At 42.9% G+C, this 18,632-nt stretch carries 18 protein-coding genes and 1 pseudogene; 16 read left to right on the forward strand and 3 right to left on the reverse strand.

Annotated features, from left to right (window positions below; translation table 11 throughout):
• The first annotated feature begins 129 nt into the window (after nt 1-129).
• From XZ46_RS26960 to XZ46_RS27020, 13 genes are all read left to right on the forward strand, one after another.
• Complete coding sequence (locus XZ46_RS26960) at nt 130-570, forward strand: Hsp20/alpha crystallin family protein (RefSeq protein WP_008056397.1); 441 nt, start codon at nt 130-132, stop codon at nt 568-570.
• Nucleotides 571-1,655: 1,085 nt separating this feature from the next.
• Nucleotides 1,656-2,636: a DnaJ C-terminal domain-containing protein gene (locus XZ46_RS26965; RefSeq protein WP_006622457.1), complete on the forward strand. Its 981-nt coding sequence runs from the start codon at nt 1,656-1,658 to the stop codon at nt 2,634-2,636.
• A 35-nt stretch (nt 2,637-2,671) separates the two neighbouring features.
• Nucleotides 2,672-2,941 carry a hypothetical protein gene (locus tag XZ46_RS26970; RefSeq protein WP_006622456.1) on the forward strand — a complete coding sequence of 90 codons (270 nt, stop codon included), beginning with the start codon at nt 2,672-2,674 and terminating at the stop codon, nt 2,939-2,941.
• Nucleotides 2,942-2,974: 33 nt separating this feature from the next.
• Nucleotides 2,975-4,201 carry an HhoA/HhoB/HtrA family serine endopeptidase gene (locus XZ46_RS26975; protein ID WP_006622455.1) on the forward strand — a complete coding sequence of 409 codons (1,227 nt, stop codon included), beginning with the start codon at nt 2,975-2,977 and terminating at the stop codon, nt 4,199-4,201.
• A gap of 116 nt (nt 4,202-4,317) precedes the next feature.
• Nucleotides 4,318-5,193, forward strand: a complete 876-nt coding sequence (locus XZ46_RS26980; protein WP_008056392.1) for an ion transporter — start codon at nt 4,318-4,320, stop codon at nt 5,191-5,193.
• A complete protein-coding gene (locus tag XZ46_RS26985) occupies nt 5,184-5,402 on the forward strand; it encodes a hypothetical protein (RefSeq protein WP_006622453.1) in 219 nt (72 codons plus the stop codon). The genes XZ46_RS26980 and XZ46_RS26985 overlap by 10 nt, the downstream gene beginning before the upstream one ends.
• A gap of 28 nt (nt 5,403-5,430) precedes the next feature.
• Nucleotides 5,431-6,609: an 8-amino-7-oxononanoate synthase gene (gene bioF, locus XZ46_RS26990; protein WP_008056390.1), complete on the forward strand. Its 1,179-nt coding sequence runs from the start codon at nt 5,431-5,433 to the stop codon at nt 6,607-6,609.
• 44 nt (nt 6,610-6,653) lie between these two features.
• Complete coding sequence (locus XZ46_RS26995) at nt 6,654-7,337, forward strand: SDR family oxidoreductase (RefSeq protein ID WP_006622451.1); 684 nt, start codon at nt 6,654-6,656, stop codon at nt 7,335-7,337.
• A gap of 50 nt (nt 7,338-7,387) precedes the next feature.
• Nucleotides 7,388-8,680: an S-layer homology domain-containing protein gene (locus tag XZ46_RS27000; protein WP_008056389.1), complete on the forward strand. Its 1,293-nt coding sequence runs from the start codon at nt 7,388-7,390 to the stop codon at nt 8,678-8,680.
• 14 nt (nt 8,681-8,694) lie between these two features.
• Nucleotides 8,695-9,945, forward strand: coding sequence for a peptidase U32 family protein (locus XZ46_RS27005; protein ID WP_008056388.1), 1,251 nt, complete (start codon nt 8,695-8,697; stop codon nt 9,943-9,945).
• Between the two features lie 14 nt (nt 9,946-9,959).
• Entirely contained in the window at nt 9,960-11,120 is a 1,161-nt protein-coding gene (locus XZ46_RS27010; RefSeq protein WP_008056387.1) for a U32 family peptidase, read from the forward strand.
• Between the two features lie 8 nt (nt 11,121-11,128).
• Nucleotides 11,129-11,839, forward strand: coding sequence for a tRNA1(Val) (adenine(37)-N6)-methyltransferase (locus XZ46_RS27015; protein ID WP_006622446.1), 711 nt, complete (start codon nt 11,129-11,131; stop codon nt 11,837-11,839).
• 82 nt (nt 11,840-11,921) lie between these two features.
• The gene (locus XZ46_RS27020; protein WP_006622445.1) at nt 11,922-12,569 is read left to right on the forward strand and encodes a cyclase family protein; all 648 of its coding nucleotides are present in this window, start codon (nt 11,922-11,924) and stop codon (nt 12,567-12,569) included.
• Here the strand turns inward: XZ46_RS27020 and XZ46_RS27025 are convergent.
• Nucleotides 12,540-13,151: a LysE family translocator gene (locus tag XZ46_RS27025; protein ID WP_006622444.1), complete on the reverse strand. Its 612-nt coding sequence runs from the start codon at nt 13,149-13,151 to the stop codon at nt 12,540-12,542. The two genes, XZ46_RS27020 and XZ46_RS27025, sit on opposite strands and share 30 nt — an antisense overlap.
• 151 nt (nt 13,152-13,302) lie before the next feature.
• Here XZ46_RS27025 and cmoA point away from each other — a divergent pair, with 151 nt between their 5' ends.
• On the forward strand, nt 13,303-14,058 hold the full coding sequence (gene cmoA / locus XZ46_RS27030; RefSeq protein ID WP_006622443.1) for a carboxy-S-adenosyl-L-methionine synthase CmoA: 756 nt from the start codon (nt 13,303-13,305) through the stop codon (nt 14,056-14,058).
• 59 nt (nt 14,059-14,117) lie between these two features.
• A complete protein-coding gene (gene cmoB, locus XZ46_RS27035) occupies nt 14,118-15,083 on the forward strand; it encodes a tRNA 5-methoxyuridine(34)/uridine 5-oxyacetic acid(34) synthase CmoB (RefSeq protein WP_006622442.1) in 966 nt (321 codons plus the stop codon).
• A gap of 94 nt (nt 15,084-15,177) precedes the next feature.
• Here cmoB and XZ46_RS27040 read toward each other — a convergent pair whose 3' ends face one another.
• Complete coding sequence (locus tag XZ46_RS27040; protein WP_006670041.1) at nt 15,178-16,758, reverse strand: NAD(P)H-quinone oxidoreductase subunit N; 1,581 nt, start codon at nt 16,756-16,758, stop codon at nt 15,178-15,180.
• 105 nt (nt 16,759-16,863) lie between these two features.
• Nucleotides 16,864-17,255 (reverse strand): annotated as a pseudogene (locus XZ46_RS31170) (zinc ribbon domain-containing protein); the annotation flags it as partial.
• 633 nt (nt 17,256-17,888) lie between these two features.
• Between XZ46_RS31170 and XZ46_RS27045 the strand changes: the two are divergent.
• Nucleotides 17,889-18,626 (forward strand): pirin family protein, encoded by a 738-nt coding sequence (locus XZ46_RS27045; RefSeq protein WP_006622439.1) that lies wholly within the window; start codon nt 17,889-17,891, stop codon nt 18,624-18,626.
• The last annotated feature ends 6 nt before the right edge of the window (nt 18,627-18,632 follow it).

Raw genomic sequence — 18,632 nt, forward strand, 5'->3', positions numbered from 1 at the left:
CAGTTCGGTTATTGCCATATTCTCAGTGTTTAAAACCGAATCCACAACTAAGATAAATTGACTATTCTGTAAGACAAGAGGTAAGAGATAACCTCCAGTAAACCAAGATATAAAACAGGAGCAAAGATTATGGCACTCGTTCGTTTTGGTTGGGAACCTTTCCGGGAAATTGACACTCTGCAACGTCAAATGAATCACTTGTTTGATAGCTTGACTACTACTTCGGAAGATGTGGGTTCGGCATTTGTACCACCAGCGGAACTTCAGGAAACGCCGGAAGCCTTACATCTGAAATTAGAAGTTCCCGGAATGAATCGCGAAGATATTGATGTACAGGTAACAGCGGATTCTATTGCTATCAGTGGGGAACGGAAATTAGAAAGACACACGGAAGAAAAAGGAGTAACCCGCAGTGAGTTTCGCTATGGTAAATTCCGCCGGGTGATTCCTCTACCAATTCGGGTCCAAAATACTAATGTTCATGGAGAATATAAAGATGGCATTCTTAGCCTGACTCTCCCTAAAGCTGAGGAAGAAAAAAATCGGGTGGTTAAGGTCGATCTGGCTTAAATCAGTTATAATGTAGGTGAAGGTGCGAGACGTTTAGGAGTGAAATAAGGCTGCAATGCCTGAAATAACCTCCTAGAGGGAGATAAACTGTCAACCAGTTTACCCCTTAACTGTATATATGTCCCAACGCTTAGGAAGGTGTGATTCTAAGCAAGGTAGGGAACTCATGGTCAATCCCATTTTAAGAAATCGCAATACACCGTCCAAGTATTACCTAGGAGGAGTATTATAACTTACTTGGAGCGATTATGGGAAAGAGTAACGGCGATAGCCACCCCAAGTTTCAGAAATCACAAATCTGGGATTTAAGCGGGGAACGGAAGGCGTGAGGGAAAACCTATTCCCAAAATCCGACCACTGCCAACCATCCATGATTAGGGAAACCGAATGTCTGGCCTGAACCATCGTCAACATTAAGTAGCGAAATAGGTTGACACGCTGCGCTCAAAAGAGCAAGGGGAAAAGTAGGAGTTTCTTCACACTACCTACACAGACCTTTAATTTTACCCCGGTGGAAAGGACAAATCTAAAGATGGAATACCCATATATACGGAACGTTTAAACCCCTATTGGGCTCTCTGCGAGTACATCTCGTAAAGTAGTGAAAAGTGTAAGCGAATGCCCATAAGGGGAAAGGATGTGACTGAAAGCCAATGCCTAACTGTAATGGTTGGGATATGCCCACTAGTCACGGTGTGGATATAGAGACTGCAATAAATAGGAGTATAGTGGCGAAAACGAGTTTAAAGACTACGTGTGGCATAAAGCTCCTAAAGTTGAAGTCATAAAGCGAGGGGTCGTAACCTTGTTCCTACTGACAATAGGGTATCCACATCAGGAGCCGTGTGATGTGAAAATATCAAGCACGGTTTTGAATTGGAGTTAGGGAAGGTGACTTCCCTTTCGACCATAACTGAATGCTGATCTGGCTGGCTGATATGTACTCTGAACCCACCAAACCAGCGACTAGACTGCTAATATAAGAGGTAATAAGTTGGGAATGGGGAAGTAAAGGTGATCTGGCTTTGAACCCAATTCCCAATTTTGTTATCTTGTAGATAAGCGTGCGAAGGAGGTGCTTGCTGATGTCATCTAAAATGAACTATAAAGATTATTATGGGATTTTGGGGGTGGATAAGAATGCCAGTCAACAGGAGATCAAAAAAGTCTACCGGAACTTAGCGCGGAAATATCACCCTGATGTGAATCCTAACGATCGCGCTGCGGAACAAAGATTTAAGGATATTAATGAAGCATACGAGGTTCTTGGCGATCGCGATAAACGACAGAAGTATGATCAATTTGGGAAATATTGGGACCCTTCTAGTGCGGGACCACCACCGGGAGGGGTAGGTGATTTTGACTTTAACCAATATGGTAATTTTGATGACTTTATTAATGAGTTACTAGGCAGGTTTGGCGGTAATCCTCGCCAGCCCTACGGCTATCCCAATGGTAGCGGTTATAGTGCTTTTGATGAGTTTGGCGACTTTTTTGGCGGCGGTAATAGGGGTTATGAACAAGTACCGCCCCGCGATTTTACGGCCACATTGCCTCTGACTTTTTCGGAGGCTTTTAAGGGGGTGGAAAAGAAATTTAACTTGGATGGAGAAACAATTAAGGTTAAAATTCCCCCAGGCGCGAAGCCTGATAGTCGGATTCGCTTAAAAGGAAAGGGGGGAGTTAGTCCGACTTCTGGAAAAAGAGGGGATTTATATTTGACTGTTGAACTGGAACCACATCCGTTTTTTCAGTTTGATGGAAATGATTTAATTTGTGAGGTGGGAATTACTCCAGAGGAGGCAGTTTTAGGGGCGGAAATTCAGGTTCCTACCCCTTCGGGTAAGGTGACAATGAAGGTTCCCCCAGGGGTGGCATCGGGACAGTCTCTGCGGCTGCGAGGTAAGGGTTGGCCGATTCCTAAAGGGGGACAAGGTGATCAGATTGTGCGGCTCAAGGTGGTAGCACCGAAAACTTTAAGCGATCGCCAACGACAACTATACCAAGAACTACAACAAATCAGCAGTTTTAACCCTCGTCAAAACCTAGAAAATTGGCTTAATTAAGTAAGATGTATAACCACTCACCAAAAGGAGAAGCTATGAACTCTCAAACTACCTGGGAAAATTTGGTAATCAATCAAACCGGAGAAGTTCGTGACTGGGTGAAAAGGAAATTAATTGAATCGGAAAATATGGCATCTTCTACCCGTCCGATTCGGAATTTTGAACGGGACGATTGGGAAAATGCCACAGTTGTAGATGTGGAAACTATCGCCTCTGAGGTGGTAGATGATCAGCCTGAAAGGTTATGGCGCAAGGTGAATGGCTGGTTTAAAACAGCTAGTGATATTTTGTGGCCGGCTATCTAAAATATAATCAAATGCTTGTTGGGAGACTGGTTAATGCAAGACAAAAAAGGATCTAATTTTGGTCAGTTTGGCGGTTATGCGATCGCCATTGTGTTGAGTGTAGGGTTAACTTTAGGATTCCTGCGATTGTTTCCTGATTGGTTAACCCCTGTAGCCCAGGCGACCATTAAGCAGGAAGTAGTAATGGCATCAAATACGCCACCGGAAACCGTGGCGCGTGTCCCCCAAAGGGTCGGAAATTTTGTCTCCGATGCTGTCAATCGTGTGGGTCCGGCGGTAGTGCGATTGGATACAGAAAGGACTGTTTCTACTAATATTCCTCAACCTTTTTTTGATGATCCATTTTTCCGGCGTTTCTTTGGGGAAGATATGCCACAATTTCCCCGGGAATATCAACAACGGGGACAAGGTTCGGGTTTTATTGTGGACAGTAATGGGATGATTTTAACTAACGCCCATGTTGTCCGAGGTGCGGATAAAGTTACCGTCACCCTGCGAGATGGTCGCCAATTTCAAGGAGAAGTTAAAGGCGCTGATGAACCTTCTGACTTAGCGGTGGTTAAGATTAATGGTAATAATTTACCAGTGGCTAAGTTGGGAAATTCGGCGGAAGTACAGGTAGGAGATTGGGCGATCGCTGTTGGTAATCCCCTCGGATTAGATAATACCGTGACTTTAGGAATTGTTAGCACTTTAAACCGCCCTAGTTCTCAGGTAGGAATCCCTGATAAACGCCTAGAATTTATCCAAACAGATGCGGCTATTAACCCTGGTAATTCTGGGGGACCTTTGTTAAATGAACAAGGGGAAGTAATTGGCATAAATACAGCCATTCGCGCTGATGGTCAAGGGATTGGTTTTGCCATTCCTATTGATACCGCTAAGGCTATTAAAGACAATTTAGCCAGGGGTGAAAGAATCCCTCATCCTTTTATTGGTATTCGGATGATTACTTTAACACCAGAATTAGCTCAGGAATTTAATAGTGATCCTAACTCCATGGTGATGATTCCTGAAATTGATGGAGTTTTGGTAGTTCAGGTTATTCCTGACAGTCCAGCCGCCAACGCCGGTTTACGTCGCGGTGATGTGGTGACTAAAATTGATGGTAAATCCATTACTCAAGCAGACCAACTACAGAGGGTTGTCGAAAAAGCCCAAATTGGGAAGCCTTTAAGACTGGAAGTTAGACGAGGAAATGCTACGGAACAAATCGCGGTGCGTCCTGGGGAACTACAGGATGCTAATTTGAGTCGGTAACACTGGGGCTATTCCCTAAGTTGACAATTGTGAAAGTGGCGATCGGGTAATCATTACGCGATCGCTGCTTTTCGTGTTTTATAATAAAGTCATCACATTAGCTGGGTTTATGAATCATGCTACCGAAATTAAAAAGACGACTTTTCCTTATTTTTGAAGTCTGGACTATCCATGATTCATTTAGTAAAATTTTTGATTTTTTTATTATTACTTTAATCGTCCTCAATGTCATCGCAGTTTCTTTGGCGACTGTCGCTGACTTGAGACAAAGATATTATGTTTTATTCCAAAACTTTGAATATTTTTCCATTGCTGCCTTTAGCATCGAATATCTTTTAAGGCTGTGGTCTTGTACCATAGATGAACATTACAAGCATCCATTGTGGGGACGAATTAAATATATGTTTACCCCTTTGGCTTTAATTGATTTGATGGCAGTTTTACCCTTTTACTTGCCGATGATGATTCCCGATATGAGGGCGGCGCGTTTATTTCGTTTAATTCGATTTTTGCGGTTTTTTAAACTGACTCGATATCTTAAATCATTTAACCTAATTAAAAGTGTATTAAATAATAAAAAAGAAGAGTTAATTATGACTCTGGGTATGGTGATAATTTTGTTATTTTTCTCCGGGAGTATCATCTATTTTTTGGAAAATGAAGCCCAACCAGAACAGTTTGCTAATATTCCTTTAGCCATTTGGTGGGCGGTAGTCACATTGACGACCGTTGGCTATGGTGATGTTTATCCCATTACCCCCTGGGGGAGATTATTGGGGGCGGTTCTCGCCATCACTGGTATTGGTATTATTGCACTTCCCGCAGGTATTATCGCCTCTGGCTTTGCGGAGGTCATTGAGGAAAGAAAAGCCCAAAAATATCAAGTCACTACATTTATATGCCCCCACTGTGGTAAAATGATTAATAGTAATGACCTAAAACACGCCCGTCATCGAATCAAAAAAGAGGAGATTATAGAAGAATGGGACTAGAAAGAAGAATGTGTAGGGAAATGTTTGAACCCACGGAAGTGGTGGAACTGCGCCAGATGTGTTTTACCCCTAATCGCATTTGGCAAGCCGGACAATATATGGTGGGGGAGTTGCCAGATATTGCCTTTGATATGGGATTAGTGGAAAGACTGCCTTCCGTGCGCGGAAATAGTGCGGATATCGATACTATTAACCCCTCTGAACATTGATGAATTTCCCCGATTAAAAAAACGAGTTATGGTTAAAGATGCTTATGGGTGGATGCAGCGATCGCTCAATACCATTCACCAGGCTAATTGGTATCGTTCCGTTACACCCATTGCTAGTCTTCCCGGTCCTATCATTACTGTAAATGGGCGAGAAATGCTCAATTTTGCCAGTAATGATTACTTGGGTTTAGCAGGGGATAAACGTTTAATAGAAGCCGCCATGAATGCGACCCGTGAGTGGGGGACAGGAACCACTGGCTCGCGACTTTTAACCGGACATCGGGAATTGCACAGACAGCTAGAATTGGCGATCGCCAACCTCAAAAATACTGAAGATGCCATAGTTTTTAGTTCCGGTTATTTAGCTAATATTGGCACTATTAGCGCCCTCGTTAATCAGCGAGATATCATTCTATCTGATGAGTATAACCACTCCAGTTTAAAAATGGGGGCAAAACTCAGCGGCGCGACCGTTTTTAACTATCCCCACAGCGACATTAATCACCTAACCAACCTGTTAAAAAATCATCGCCACCAACACCGCAGAGGTCTAATTATTACCGACACTCTGTTTAGTATGGACGGTGATTTATCCCCCCTACCACAATTAGTAGAACTCGCCCAAGAGTTTGATAGTATGTTATTAGTCGATGAAGCCCACGCTACCGGAGTCTTTGGAAAAAATGGCGCGGGTTGTGTCGAATACTTCCATTTGACCGGGACTCCCCTGTTACAAATGGGAACCCTAAGTAAGGCTTTAGGAAGTTTGGGAGGTTATGTAGCAGGTTCAGCCACAGCCATTGATTTTTTGCGAAACCGCGCCCCTAGTTGGATTTATACAACGGGTTTAACTCCAGCCGATACAGCAGCCGCTTTAACAGCAATTCAAATTGTCCAACAAGAACCCCAACGACGCGCCAAACTATGGGAAAATGTGGCAACTATTCAGGCAAAATTAAAGAATATTGATAATTCTGAAAATCCCAATTTTTCCGGCTTTACCAGTTTTACTTCCCCCATTTTATGCTACCCCCTAAAAAATGCAGCGATCGCTTTACAGGTAGCCCAAAAATTACAACAGCAGGGAATTTTTGCCCCCGCCATTCGCCCCCCCACCGTCACCACCAGCAGGCTGCGGATTTCCTTAATGGCAACCCATGAACCAGAACATATTGACAAATTTATAGAGTTTATTATGGCAATTTAAACGATTATCTGTTACACTAATTAATGGCTAAATAGGAGTTAATGATGAGTAAGATTATTTTAATTACTGGAGTAAGTCGAGGTTTAGGTAGAGTTTTGACCGAGAGTTTTATTGATTTAGGACATACCGTTATTGGTTGCGCCCGTTCCCGGGAACCCATAGACCTGCTGACCCAAAAATATGGAAAACCCCATAATTTTCAAGTAGTTAATGTCGAAGAACCTCAAGCCGTAGAAAATTGGATTAATCACCTATTTAAAAATTATCCAGCCCCCGATATAGTCATTAATAACGCCGCTATAATTAATCCACTTGCGCCCCTGTGGGAAGTGCCACCCCATGAATTTAATCAGGTAATTGATGTCAATATTAAAGGAGTAGCAAATGTGATCCGCTATCTAGTCCCCGCCATGATGAAACGGGGTACCGGTATCATCATTAATCTGAGTTCCGGTTGGGGGCGATCTACTTCTCCCCAGGTAGCCCCCTATTGTACCTCAAAATGGGCGATCGAAGGGTTAACCCAAGCCCTCGCGCAGGAACTTCCCCCAGGGTTAGCAGCCATTCCCATGAGTCCGGGAATTATTCACACAGATATGTTAGAAATTTGTTATGGGGAAGATGCAGCCGCTTTTACTTCCCCACAGGAATGGGTAAAAAAAGCAGTTCCCTTTATTCTAGGACTTAGCCCCAAACAAAATGGGGTTCCCGTAACTGTTCCCAATTAAATTATCAGCCATTTTTTGAGTAATTATCAACCCATTTATCACCAAAAATCGTGAAAATTATCAGCCAATATTTAATCAAACTTATCCCCATCATCGGCATAACTGCCCTATTAAGTAGTTGTGCCAACAGTACCCTAGGAGACTCTTTACAACAATCTTTAGAAGCAGATCCACAACTCCAAGAAAATCCCCCTTTTCAGGAATCGGCTGCCACAGAAAATCAGCCTATTTCACCCCCTGATGATTTTCTGAAATTACCCGAAAATTTCCCCCAGGAAATCTCCATTTATCCCGGTTCCAGCTTACAAGATGTCACCCTCGCCGCCAGCGATACACAAAAAACCTCAACAGTTTGGCGAACCACCGACCCCATTGATTTAGTCAGAACCTACTACCAAAATAGATTGGCATCAGATGGCTGGGAAATAGTTAGCAATGCTGACCAAGAAAGTGATGGTTTGTTGGTGGCGACTAAACAGGATTTACAGGTAACAATTAACCTGAAATTAGACCAAGTATTAGAGGGAAAAACTAAGTTTTCTATAGATTATTCTCGCGACCCAGAAGCGATCGCCTCTCAACCCCAACCTACCCCTTCCGAGTCCCCAGAGTCTCCTGACCCTACAGCCGCCACTTCAAGTCCTACCCCAGAACCTGAAACTACTCCCACCCCTACCCCCACCCCTTCTACAACTGGCGACATTCCCCAGGAATTAAAACAGTTTGCTATGGATGTCGCCAAACTAGGTGTTTTTGAGCAAAATTTTCCTAATCCTAACCAAGCTATTACCAGGGGAGAATTTGCCCGCGCTTTAGTCCAAGCAAACAATAAGATTTATGCTGATATTCCAGGTAGACAAATTCGTTTATCCATTTCTAGTAGTCAACCTGTATTTACCGATGTTCCCGCCAATCATCCCTATTTTGCCGAAATTCAAGGATTAGCTGAAGCTGGCTTAATTCCTAGTTCTTTATCTGGGGATACTACCGCCGTTCAATTCCGCCCAGATGCCCCCTTAACCCGCGAGTATTTAATCCTTTGGAAGGTCCCCTTAGATATCCGCCAAGGCTTACCCCAAGGGACTGTAGATGCCGTTGAACAACGTTGGGGATTTCAGGATGCCTCCAAAATTAATAGTAATGCCATCAGGGCGATTTTAGCAGATTTTGATAACGGAGATAATGCTAATATTCGGCGAGTGTTTGGGTTTACTACCCTATTTCAACCGCAAAAAACTGTCACCAGGGCGGAAGCAGCGACAGCTTTATGGTATTTTGGATTTCAAGGAGATGGGCGAACCGTTAGAGAGATTTTAGAAGTTAATCAGACACCAGTTAGTTAAGCAGTTTTTTGATTATGTGGAAACCAGAACTATTAGCCCCAGCCAAGAATTTAGAAAGATTACAAGTTGCCATTACCTATGGCGCAGATGCTGTCTATCTAGGCGGTCAAAATTATGGATTGCGAGCTAGGGCTGATAATTTTAGCCCCGAAGAATTACAGAGGGGTGTCACATTTGCCCATGAACGGGGGGCTAAAGTTTATGTGACTTTAAATGCTTTCCTCCATGATGAAGATTTTAGCGAATTTGGGGATTATTGTCAACTGTTAGAACAGCTCAATGTGGATGCAGTCATTGTCTCCGATTTGGGAGTTATGCGAGTTATTAAAAACTGTTCTAATCTGAAAATTCACCTATCAACTCAGGCTTCCTGTTTAAATGGATATGCAGCCAGACTCTGGGCTAGATTTGGGGTCGATCGCCTAATTTTAGGTAGGGAAGTTAGCATCACCGAAGCGGGTCAAATGCGGGCTAAATTCTCAGCCGAAAATCCCCAAGCAGCACCCTTAGAAATTGAGATGTTTATTCATGGGGCGATGTGTATGGCATATTCTGGACATTGTACCATTTCTAATTATACCGCCGGACGGGATTCTAACCGAGGTGGATGTATTCAATCTTGTCGCCTTCCTTATCAACTATCTTCTGAGGATTCTACCATTACGTTTATGTCCTCCAAAGATTTGTGGGGTATCTATCAGGTCGGTGATTTTTTCAAACATCACATTTGTTCCCTAAAAATTGAAGGACGGATGAAATCATCCTTTTATGTAGCGATGACTTGTAAAGCCTATCGTCGGGCGATTGATGCTTATTCTCAAGGTGAGTTAACCCCGGAATTATTGCAGGAAATAGTGGCAGATTTACAGTCAATTCCCCACAGGGATTATTTTTCTGGTTCCCTAGAAACGGCGGCGGGTGAGGGTTCGGTTTTTGAGCAAGCCGCCGGAAATAATACCGGAACTCATGATTATTTAGGGATGGTTTTAGATACGACTGAAGAGGCGATCGCTATCAAATTGGTAGAACCTTTATCTGTGGGAGATAAAGTCGAGTTTATCCTGCCCCATGGTCAGCCTATTAATTATCAAGTTAATCGTTTATTTTCCGTAGTCGGTGAGGAGATTAATTTTATGCGAAAAGATGGTATTGTTTGTATTCCAAAATTCCCCGAATTGGCGCAGGTTAACCAACTGCATTTGCTGAGATTATCTCCATCTAAAGTAGAAATAGCAGCCCCATACTCTATGGTTACTGGTAGTTAATTAGGGAATAATTGATGATATTTAATACTTTTGTGGGTAGTTTAGAGGACTTAGATAGATGCGCTAGGGTAGCTAATTTGAGGGAGGTTTTATTAGAACCTTTTTTATTAGCTAGACAGGGAAAGTTAACCGCGCCAGAGGTGTTTTTTCTGGCGGAAGAGGCGAAAAAGCGGGGGTTGCGTCCGGTTTTGGTGTGGGATATTTTAATGACCGAAGGGGTGATGATGCAAATTGTCGATCGCCTCTGTGATTGGGATCTCCTAAATTTTGCCGCTATTCGAGTATGTGATCCCGGCGCGGCAGAATGGTTAATCGTTCATTATCCCCAATTACCTATTCAGTTAATTGTAGAGACAGGAAATCATAATTTTGAGGCATTAACAGGATGGTGTGAACTGTTCGCTGGATGTTTAGAACGTCTGATTTTATCAATTGAAATTCCCGAAAATAAGTTAATTGAATATTGCCAGAAATTACCAGTACCCTGTGAAGTCTTGGGGGTGGGGAGAATTTTGCTTTTTTACTCACCCCGATCGCTATTAGCTGAACATATATCAGAGGAGAATAATCAAGGTTTTCTTGAGGTCAAAGCTAGGGCAGAAGAAAATGGCGATCGCCCCCTTCCAGCGGTAGAAACTCACCACGGAACTTTTCTATTTTTAGATAAAGATTGGTTTATTTTAGATCAACTTGAGGGACTACAAAAGGCGGGTTTACATACCCTGCGCCTAGACCTCAGACATTTCGGGAAAAATGGTAATTTAGCCCCAGATATTGACCAGATATGTGAGCAAATTTTCACCGACCCAGTAACCCTTAAAAACCATTGGCAGACTGAAGCGCGATCGCCATTTTTTAAAGCTAATCGAACTACCTCTATTTTCTCCCGAATGAAGTCAAAATCCAAAATTTCCCATTATCGCAATGATTTATGTGTCGCTGAAGCCTTGGGGGGAGAAAGTGGTAAATATATCGTTTTCCAAGTCCTACGTCCTTTTGATATCTCCGAAATTAATCAAGTGGCAATTCCCACCGGAGAAAAAGTTAATATTCCTGAAACTGTGACATTTAAAAATCTCCAAGGATACCCAATCACAAAAGGCGATCGTGACCAAATTATCATCACCAACTGGATTAAAAAAGTTACCCCAGGTAGTTTAATTTTACGCAATTAATCCTAGGTATGGTCAGCAATAAATTTCAGTTTAAACAGTTTACTATTTTTCAGGATCGCTGTGGGATGAAAGTCGGCACAGACGGGGTAATATTAGGAACCTGGACAGATATAAAATCTGTCGATAATATCTTAGATATTGGGACGGGAAGCGGATTAATTGCTTTAATCTTAGCCCAACGTTCCCCGGCGGAAATTGAGGCAGTAGAAATTGATAAAGATGCTTATATACAAGCCAGTGAAAATATAGCTAATTCCCCGTGGCGATCGCGTCTAAAAATCTATCATAATTCTATCCAAAAATATGCGGATTTCTGTGATATACAATACGATTTAATCATTTCTAATCCCCCCTTTTTTGCCAATGCTTATAAACCCGATAATCATCAAATAGCCCTCGCCAAACATAGCGACAGCCTCTCCCAGATAGATATCTTACAAGTAACTACCAAATTATTAAAACCCACCGGGAAACTGGCAATAATTTATCCCACAGCAGCCGCCATCAAGTTTCAAGAAATCGCCGCCACTTTCGGATTATATTGCGATCGTCAATTGTTAATCAAACCCACAGCTACACATTCCGTGAAACGCATAATTATGGAATTAGGAAAAACTCCAAAAACCTGTCAGACACACACCTTGATAATTGAAAAAGATCGACACATTTACAGTGATGAATTTATCGCCTTAATTCGTGATTTTTATTTAAAATATTAAAGGCTCGAATTGTCATCAGATGAATAGTAGGATAAATCATGCTATAATTAGATAGCAGTTGTCAATTAATGGAGTTATCAACATGGTAAAAATACTCGATATTTCCGTTGGTCTACACTCCCAACTACCTACTTGGCCAGGAGGTTTAAACTTTCAACTTGAGTCTACCAAAACCATTGACCAACATGGGGTAAATGTTTCTAAAATGGCAAGCAGCGTTCATGTGGGAACCCATGTAGATGCCCCCTCTCATTTTATTGATGGTGGTCCTACTGTTGAACAACTATCATTAGAGACGTTAATCGGGCGGGCTTTAGTAATTTCCGTGGCTGATGTTACCGCAATTACTGCTAATTTATTAAATCAATTAAACATCCCCAAAGACACGGAAAGACTCTTGTTTAAAACTGCCAATTCTCAGCTTTGGGAGCGAGGAATATCGGAATTTAAACAAGATTATGTTGCCTTAACTGCTGATGCAGCCCAATGGGTAGTTGATGCTGGTATTCAATTAGTCGGTGTTGACTATCTTTCAGTTCAAAGGTTTAATGATAGTCCCTTAACCCATGAAATCTTATTGACTGCAGGAGTGGTTATTTTAGAAGGCATTAATTTAGCTGAAATTGCACCGGGAGAATATCAGTTAATTTGTCTACCTTTAAAAATTATCGGGTCAGAGGGTGCGCCAGCTAGGGCGGTTTTATTGCCATATAACTGTAGCAATGGCTAAGATGCCAAAACTGATAATTATTAGCCCAGACACTCGATTAACCCATTGAAAAATAGTAGAATTTAAGCGATCGCGAAATAATTCAATGAACCCCACCAAGAGTAACCACCAGAGGGCGGAACCAAAAAAGACTCCTAACACTAACAAAGTGGCATCAAAATAGTTATTGGCTTCCCCTAAACCCAAACCCGAAAAAATACCAATAAACCCTAAAATCGTCATGGGATTAGTGAGAGTTAACAAAAATGTGGAAGCATAAGCACCGAGTTTATGGTTAATTTGAGCAGACTCATTAGCTGGTTTATCCCGAAAAATTTTTAAGCCCAAATAGCATAAAAATAAACCGCCCAATATTCTTAATAATGTTTGTTGACCGAGGAGTAAACTAGAAATTGCGGTGAGTCCAAAGCCAGCCATAAAGCCATAAATTGCATCAGCAGTAGCCGCGCCCAAACCAGATAATAAGCCAACTATTTTACCTTGAGTAAGAGACCTCCTAATACATAAAATTCCAATGGGTCCAACTGGCGCAGCAATGGAGAAGCCAATAACTAAACCTTTAGCCAAAAACATAATATTCATCTGGGTATTTGATGGTTGAACTATTACATGATATTATCAAATTTATAAATTGCAAAAATTATCAGTAATGTCTGTTACCGTCATTATTGATGTTGGGGAGGCAGGTTGGTTGTAAAATATGATTGTATGACCCGATATGGAAAATTAAATTATGACTAATTTCTGGGATACAGAACTTTATCTAAGTTCCGACAAAGACCAACTATTTGAACAGGAAACCTGGCCAAAACCTTTTACTTTTAATGAAGATGTGGTGCGGGTTTTTGATGATATGGTTTCCCGTTCGGTTCCCCTATATAAAGAAGTGGTCGCCTGTGCGGTACAATGGACGAAAGCCTATTATCAACCTGGTACTAAAATTATTGATGTGGGTTGTTCAACGGGGACGTTTTTAGAGTTACTGGGGCGATTTTTAAAAACACCTGCTACCCTAGTTGGTATTGACAACTCGGAACCCATGTTAGCGAAAGCTAAAGAAAAGTTATCAGGTTTAGAAGACATCCACGACATAGAGTTAATCTGTCAAAGTGCGGAAAATAGTAGTTTTGAAAATAGTAGTATTGTGGTGATGAATTATACTCTACAATTTCTGCCAGTTCACCAGAGACAACAGGTTTTAAATGCGGTTTATGAAGGGTTAGTTCCGGGTGGTTTATTATTCCTGAGTGAAAAATTACGATCGCCTTATCCCCAATTCCAGGAAACCATGACCCGCCATTATGAAGCCTTTAAAACCCGAAATGGCTATGCTCAAAATGAGATTGAACGCAAAAAGGAAGCCCTAGAAAATGTCTTGATTCCCCTCACTCAAATGCAACAGGTAGCCATGCTGCATGACAGTGGCTTTGCGGCTGTTGATTCTTTGTTAAAGTTTCACAATTTCACCTCATTTATTGCTCTAAAATAACCCCAAATAAACCTTCCCTAATTATTGATAAAAACTTGACAGGTAATCAGGATTATTATATGTACCATGCTGATGATTATTTAGCCGCCTATGATATCGACATTAACCGTGATGGGATTCAGCAACAGCGCCAATGGGCTTATCCTCGGTTATTTGATGATAAAATCAAGCGGTATAGAGAAGCAGTAGAAGCAGTTGAGGATATCCAAACCCAATGGTTTGATTTTTCGGGTTCGGTGGTGAAAATCGGACGCTTGGGGGAACTTTCCCCAGACCAGCAACAGCGGTTTGAGGCGACATTAAAGACTTTCTGTCCCTGGAAAAAAGGACCTTTTGAATTATTTGGAACGCTGATAGATGCGGAATGGCGATCGCATTTAAAATGGGAAAGAATTACCCCCCATATTCAGCCCCTCACACAGCGAAAAGTAGCAGATATTGGCTGCCATAATGGTTATTATATGTTTCGCATGGCAGACCAGCAACCCGATTGTGTAATTGGCTTTGAACCCTACGCCAAACACTTTTGGAACTTCCAACTAATGCAAAACCTAGTCCGTCAGGAAAACCTACATTTTGAATTATTAGGAGTCGAACATATAGATTATTATCCCCAATTTTTCGATACCATTTTCTGCTTAGGTATTCTCTATCACCACACCGACCCCATTGGTTTATTGCGAAAAATGCGGCAAGCCCTAGCCCCAAAAGGAGAAATCATCATCGACTGTCAGGGTATCCCCGGAGAAAAAGCGATCGCCCTCACCCCTCGCCAACGTTACGCCAACGCCAAAGGAATTTGGTTTCTCCCCACCCAGTCCTGTTTAGAAACCTGGATGATTAGGGCAGGATTTACTAAAGTTCGCTGTATTTTCGCCTCACCTTTATCAGTAGAAGAACAACGCCGGACTCCCTGGGCTAATATCGACAGTTTACAGGAGTTTCTCAACCCCGAAAACCCCCAAGAAACCATGGAAGGATACCCCGCCCCGTGGAGATATTATGCGATCGCCCAACGGGGGTAATTACTGCCAACTACTATGATTTGGGGCGAGTTTAGCCAGATTGGCGACCAACTAAAAAGCTGTCGATATCACCCGCCCCTAAACCAGGTAATCACTAATCCTTAGCGAGTATTGCCGGACTAGAAATCACATCAATAGTTGCCACAGTTTCCGCCTGAGAAATAGCCGCCTGTTGGAATAGGGGACTACGGCTCACAGAATCATTAGCCAGGGTAAACAAAGGATTAGATAAAATCCCCGCCAGAGAGGTGACAATTACCGACAAAACCAAACCCACCTGTAAGGGACGCATCCCCGGCAAATTCCAGCGAATTGGCGGATAATTTTTCACCACATCAGACATTTCGTGAGGTTCCTTAACCACCATCATTTTCACTACCCGAATGTAGTAGTAAATCGAAACCACACTGGTAACTAAACCCAGTAAAACCAGGGCATATAACCCCGCTTGCCAACCAGCCCAGAATAGATAAATTTTCCCAAAAAATCCAGCCAGGGGAGGAATACCACCCAAAGACAACAGACAAATACTCAACCCCAAAGTTAGTAGGGGGTCTTTTTGATACAAACCGCTATATTCACTAATTTGGTCTGTACCTGTCCGCAGAGAGAACAGAATCACGCAGGTAAAACCGCCCAAGTTCATAAACAGGTAAATCAACAGGTAAAATACCATGCTGGAATAACCCGCATCAGTTCCGGCAATTAACCCAATCATGACAAACCCAGCCTGGGCGATGGAAGAATAAGCCAACATCCGTTTCATGCTGGTTTGGGCTAGGGCGACCACATTTCCTAAGATCATACTCAGGATGGCTAGGGCGGTAAACACAAAGTGCCACTGTTCGGACAATACAGGGAAAGCATTTAATAACAGACGAATTGCTAAAGCAAACCCGGCAGCCTTAGACCCCACCGATAGAAATGCCACCACAGGAGTTGGTGAACCTTCATACACATCAGGAGTCCACTGGTGGAAAGGAACCGCCGAGATTTTAAAGGAAATTCCCGCAATTACAAATACTAAAGCAATTACCAGCCCCAGAGATTCACCTACTCCATTATTAGTAATGGCTTGGGCGATCGCATTTAGGTTAGTTTCACCGCCAGATAAACCATACAGCAACGATAAACCATACAGGAACACGGCCGCACTAGCTGCCCCAATTAGCAGATATTTCAGCGCCGCCTCATTAGACCGAGGGTCTCGTTTAGCGTATCCTGTCAGCATATAAGAGGAAATACTGAGGGTTTCCAGGGAGACGAAGATCATCACCAACTCATTAGCCCCAGACAGGAACATCCCCCCCAGAGTCGCTGTCAGCAAAATACAAATAAATTCTGCTAAAGCGGTTCCCGTTTGTTCAATATAGCTAACGGACATCAAAATTGTCACCGCGGCCGACAGGGCAATAATTCCCCGGAATACTATACTCAGAGGATCAGCATTAAAACTCCCCAAAAACGCTAGGGTGTTGGTATTATCCCATTGGGAGTATAAAGCCACGATAGACAGCAGCAACCCACCAATGGCGGCATATGGTGTCCATTTAGCAGATGCTGTCCGCCCTACAATTAAATCACCGATCAAGACCACCATCAAAGTGATCAATACAATACTTTCTGGTAAAATCGCCCCAGCATTCAACTGGGCTGCTAGATTAGAAAAATCCATAGGTTCCCACAGCAATTAAATTCACACACTGATACATTTGGCCCCTAGGGGACAGTCTTGGGTCTGTTAGCTTTCCGATTTTACCACCTGTTGGGTCTGATACATTTACGCGACATTTTTCCGGTTGTTCCCGGACAATGCAACGATAGCACTATTACCCGTTAAGGTAACAGAGGCGGTATCCCGCAAAGCTTTTAGAAAGATTCCAAAAGCACCGTTCCAGTCCCGTGGTAGAGTGAACCCGCACTCCGGACATCGGAACACTTTTGAGCCACCTAGCTGGGAATGGACATGACCACAGTGAGTACAGGTTTTGCTGGTGTATTCTTCGGTCACATCTACAACTGTTCAGTTATTTCCCCTTGATGTCTCAGGGTTAGTTTGAATCGATAATGCGCCCATTTCAGCATGGCGCGGGCAGTCTTAGACCTGATTAGACGCTTCACCTTGGCAACCATATTGGAAGTCTCGAAGGGGGGCAAAAAAATCAGGCTGTGTTATGGGATGGCCAGGGATGCGACCCAATCAACCAAGGGGTTGAAGTCCTCACCGGGTAGTTATTTCGCCCATTTCAGCTCTATTTCATACCCGAAGGTCTCGCACCATACTTGGTATTATACCGTATTGCCGTAAAATGTTAACCTAATTTGAGATTAAATCATGCTCTTTATCTTCCTACCGGAACCCAAGACTGTAGGGGCGGGTTCTGGGGTCAATTACATTGGATACCAGGATATTGGTAAACCCGCCCCACCCACGCCATAAACACTGGGGTCAATTACATTGGATACCAGGATATTGGTAAACCCGCCCCACCCACGCCATAAACACTGGGGTCAATTACATTGGATACCAGGATATTGGTAAACCCGCCCCACCCACGCCATAAACACTGGGGTCAATTACATTGGATACCAGGATATTGGTAAACCCGCCCCACCCACGCCATAAACACTGGGGTCAATTACATTGGATACCAGCATATTGGTAAACCTGGCCCACCCACCCCATATTATTGATTGCCAATTCTCGATTATTCTCGGATAGTTGATTAAGCAGATAATCGAGTTGTGTATTATGATATCAATAGTTGCCCACAAATCACTATTATCTAAAGCCGGGATAATTTTATGATCGAAATTCGGCCTAGTGGCGATCGCGGCCAAGTAAAGTTAGACTGGCTAGATAGTCGCCATACCTTTTCCTTTGGTCAATATTATGATCCCAATCATATTAGTTTCGCTACCCTGCGAGTAATTAATGAGGACCATATCCAACCCAGAGGCGGATTTAAAACCCACTCCCATCAAGATATGGAAATCATTACCTATGTGTTATCGGGGACCCTAGAACACCAAGATAGCCTCGGTAATGGTTCGGTAATTCGACCGGGAGAAGTGCAACGGATGACTGCAGGAACTGGCATTTATCATAGCGAATTTAATGGGTCGGAAACTCAACCAGTTCACCTGTTGCAAATTTGGATTATTCCTAATGAAAATGGACTCCCCCCTAGCTATGAACAAAAAGCCTTTTCTGAGGCTGAACAGTGGGGTCAACTGCAATTATTGGGTTCTCCTGACGGTCGGAATGGTTCGGTCACTATTCATCAGGATGTGGAACTATATGGGGCTAAATTAACTACCGAAGATGACCAGATAAATTATACCATAAAACCGGGAAGAGTTGCCTGGATTCAAATAGCTAGGGGTTCGGTAGTTTTAGGCGATCGCACTCTCAGTCAGGGAGATGGAGTCGCCATAACTCCCGCCGCCGATGAAACCCATATAATCCGATTAACCGGCACATCAGACCCGGCGGAAATCCTGCTATTTGATTTAGCCGTACCCTCAGATTATACCAACTAGAATATC

Origin of the sequence: Limnospira indica PCC 8005, from assembly GCF_000973065.1 — a bacterium.
Lineage (GTDB): Bacteria > Cyanobacteriota > Cyanobacteriia > Cyanobacteriales > Microcoleaceae > Limnospira > Limnospira fusiformis.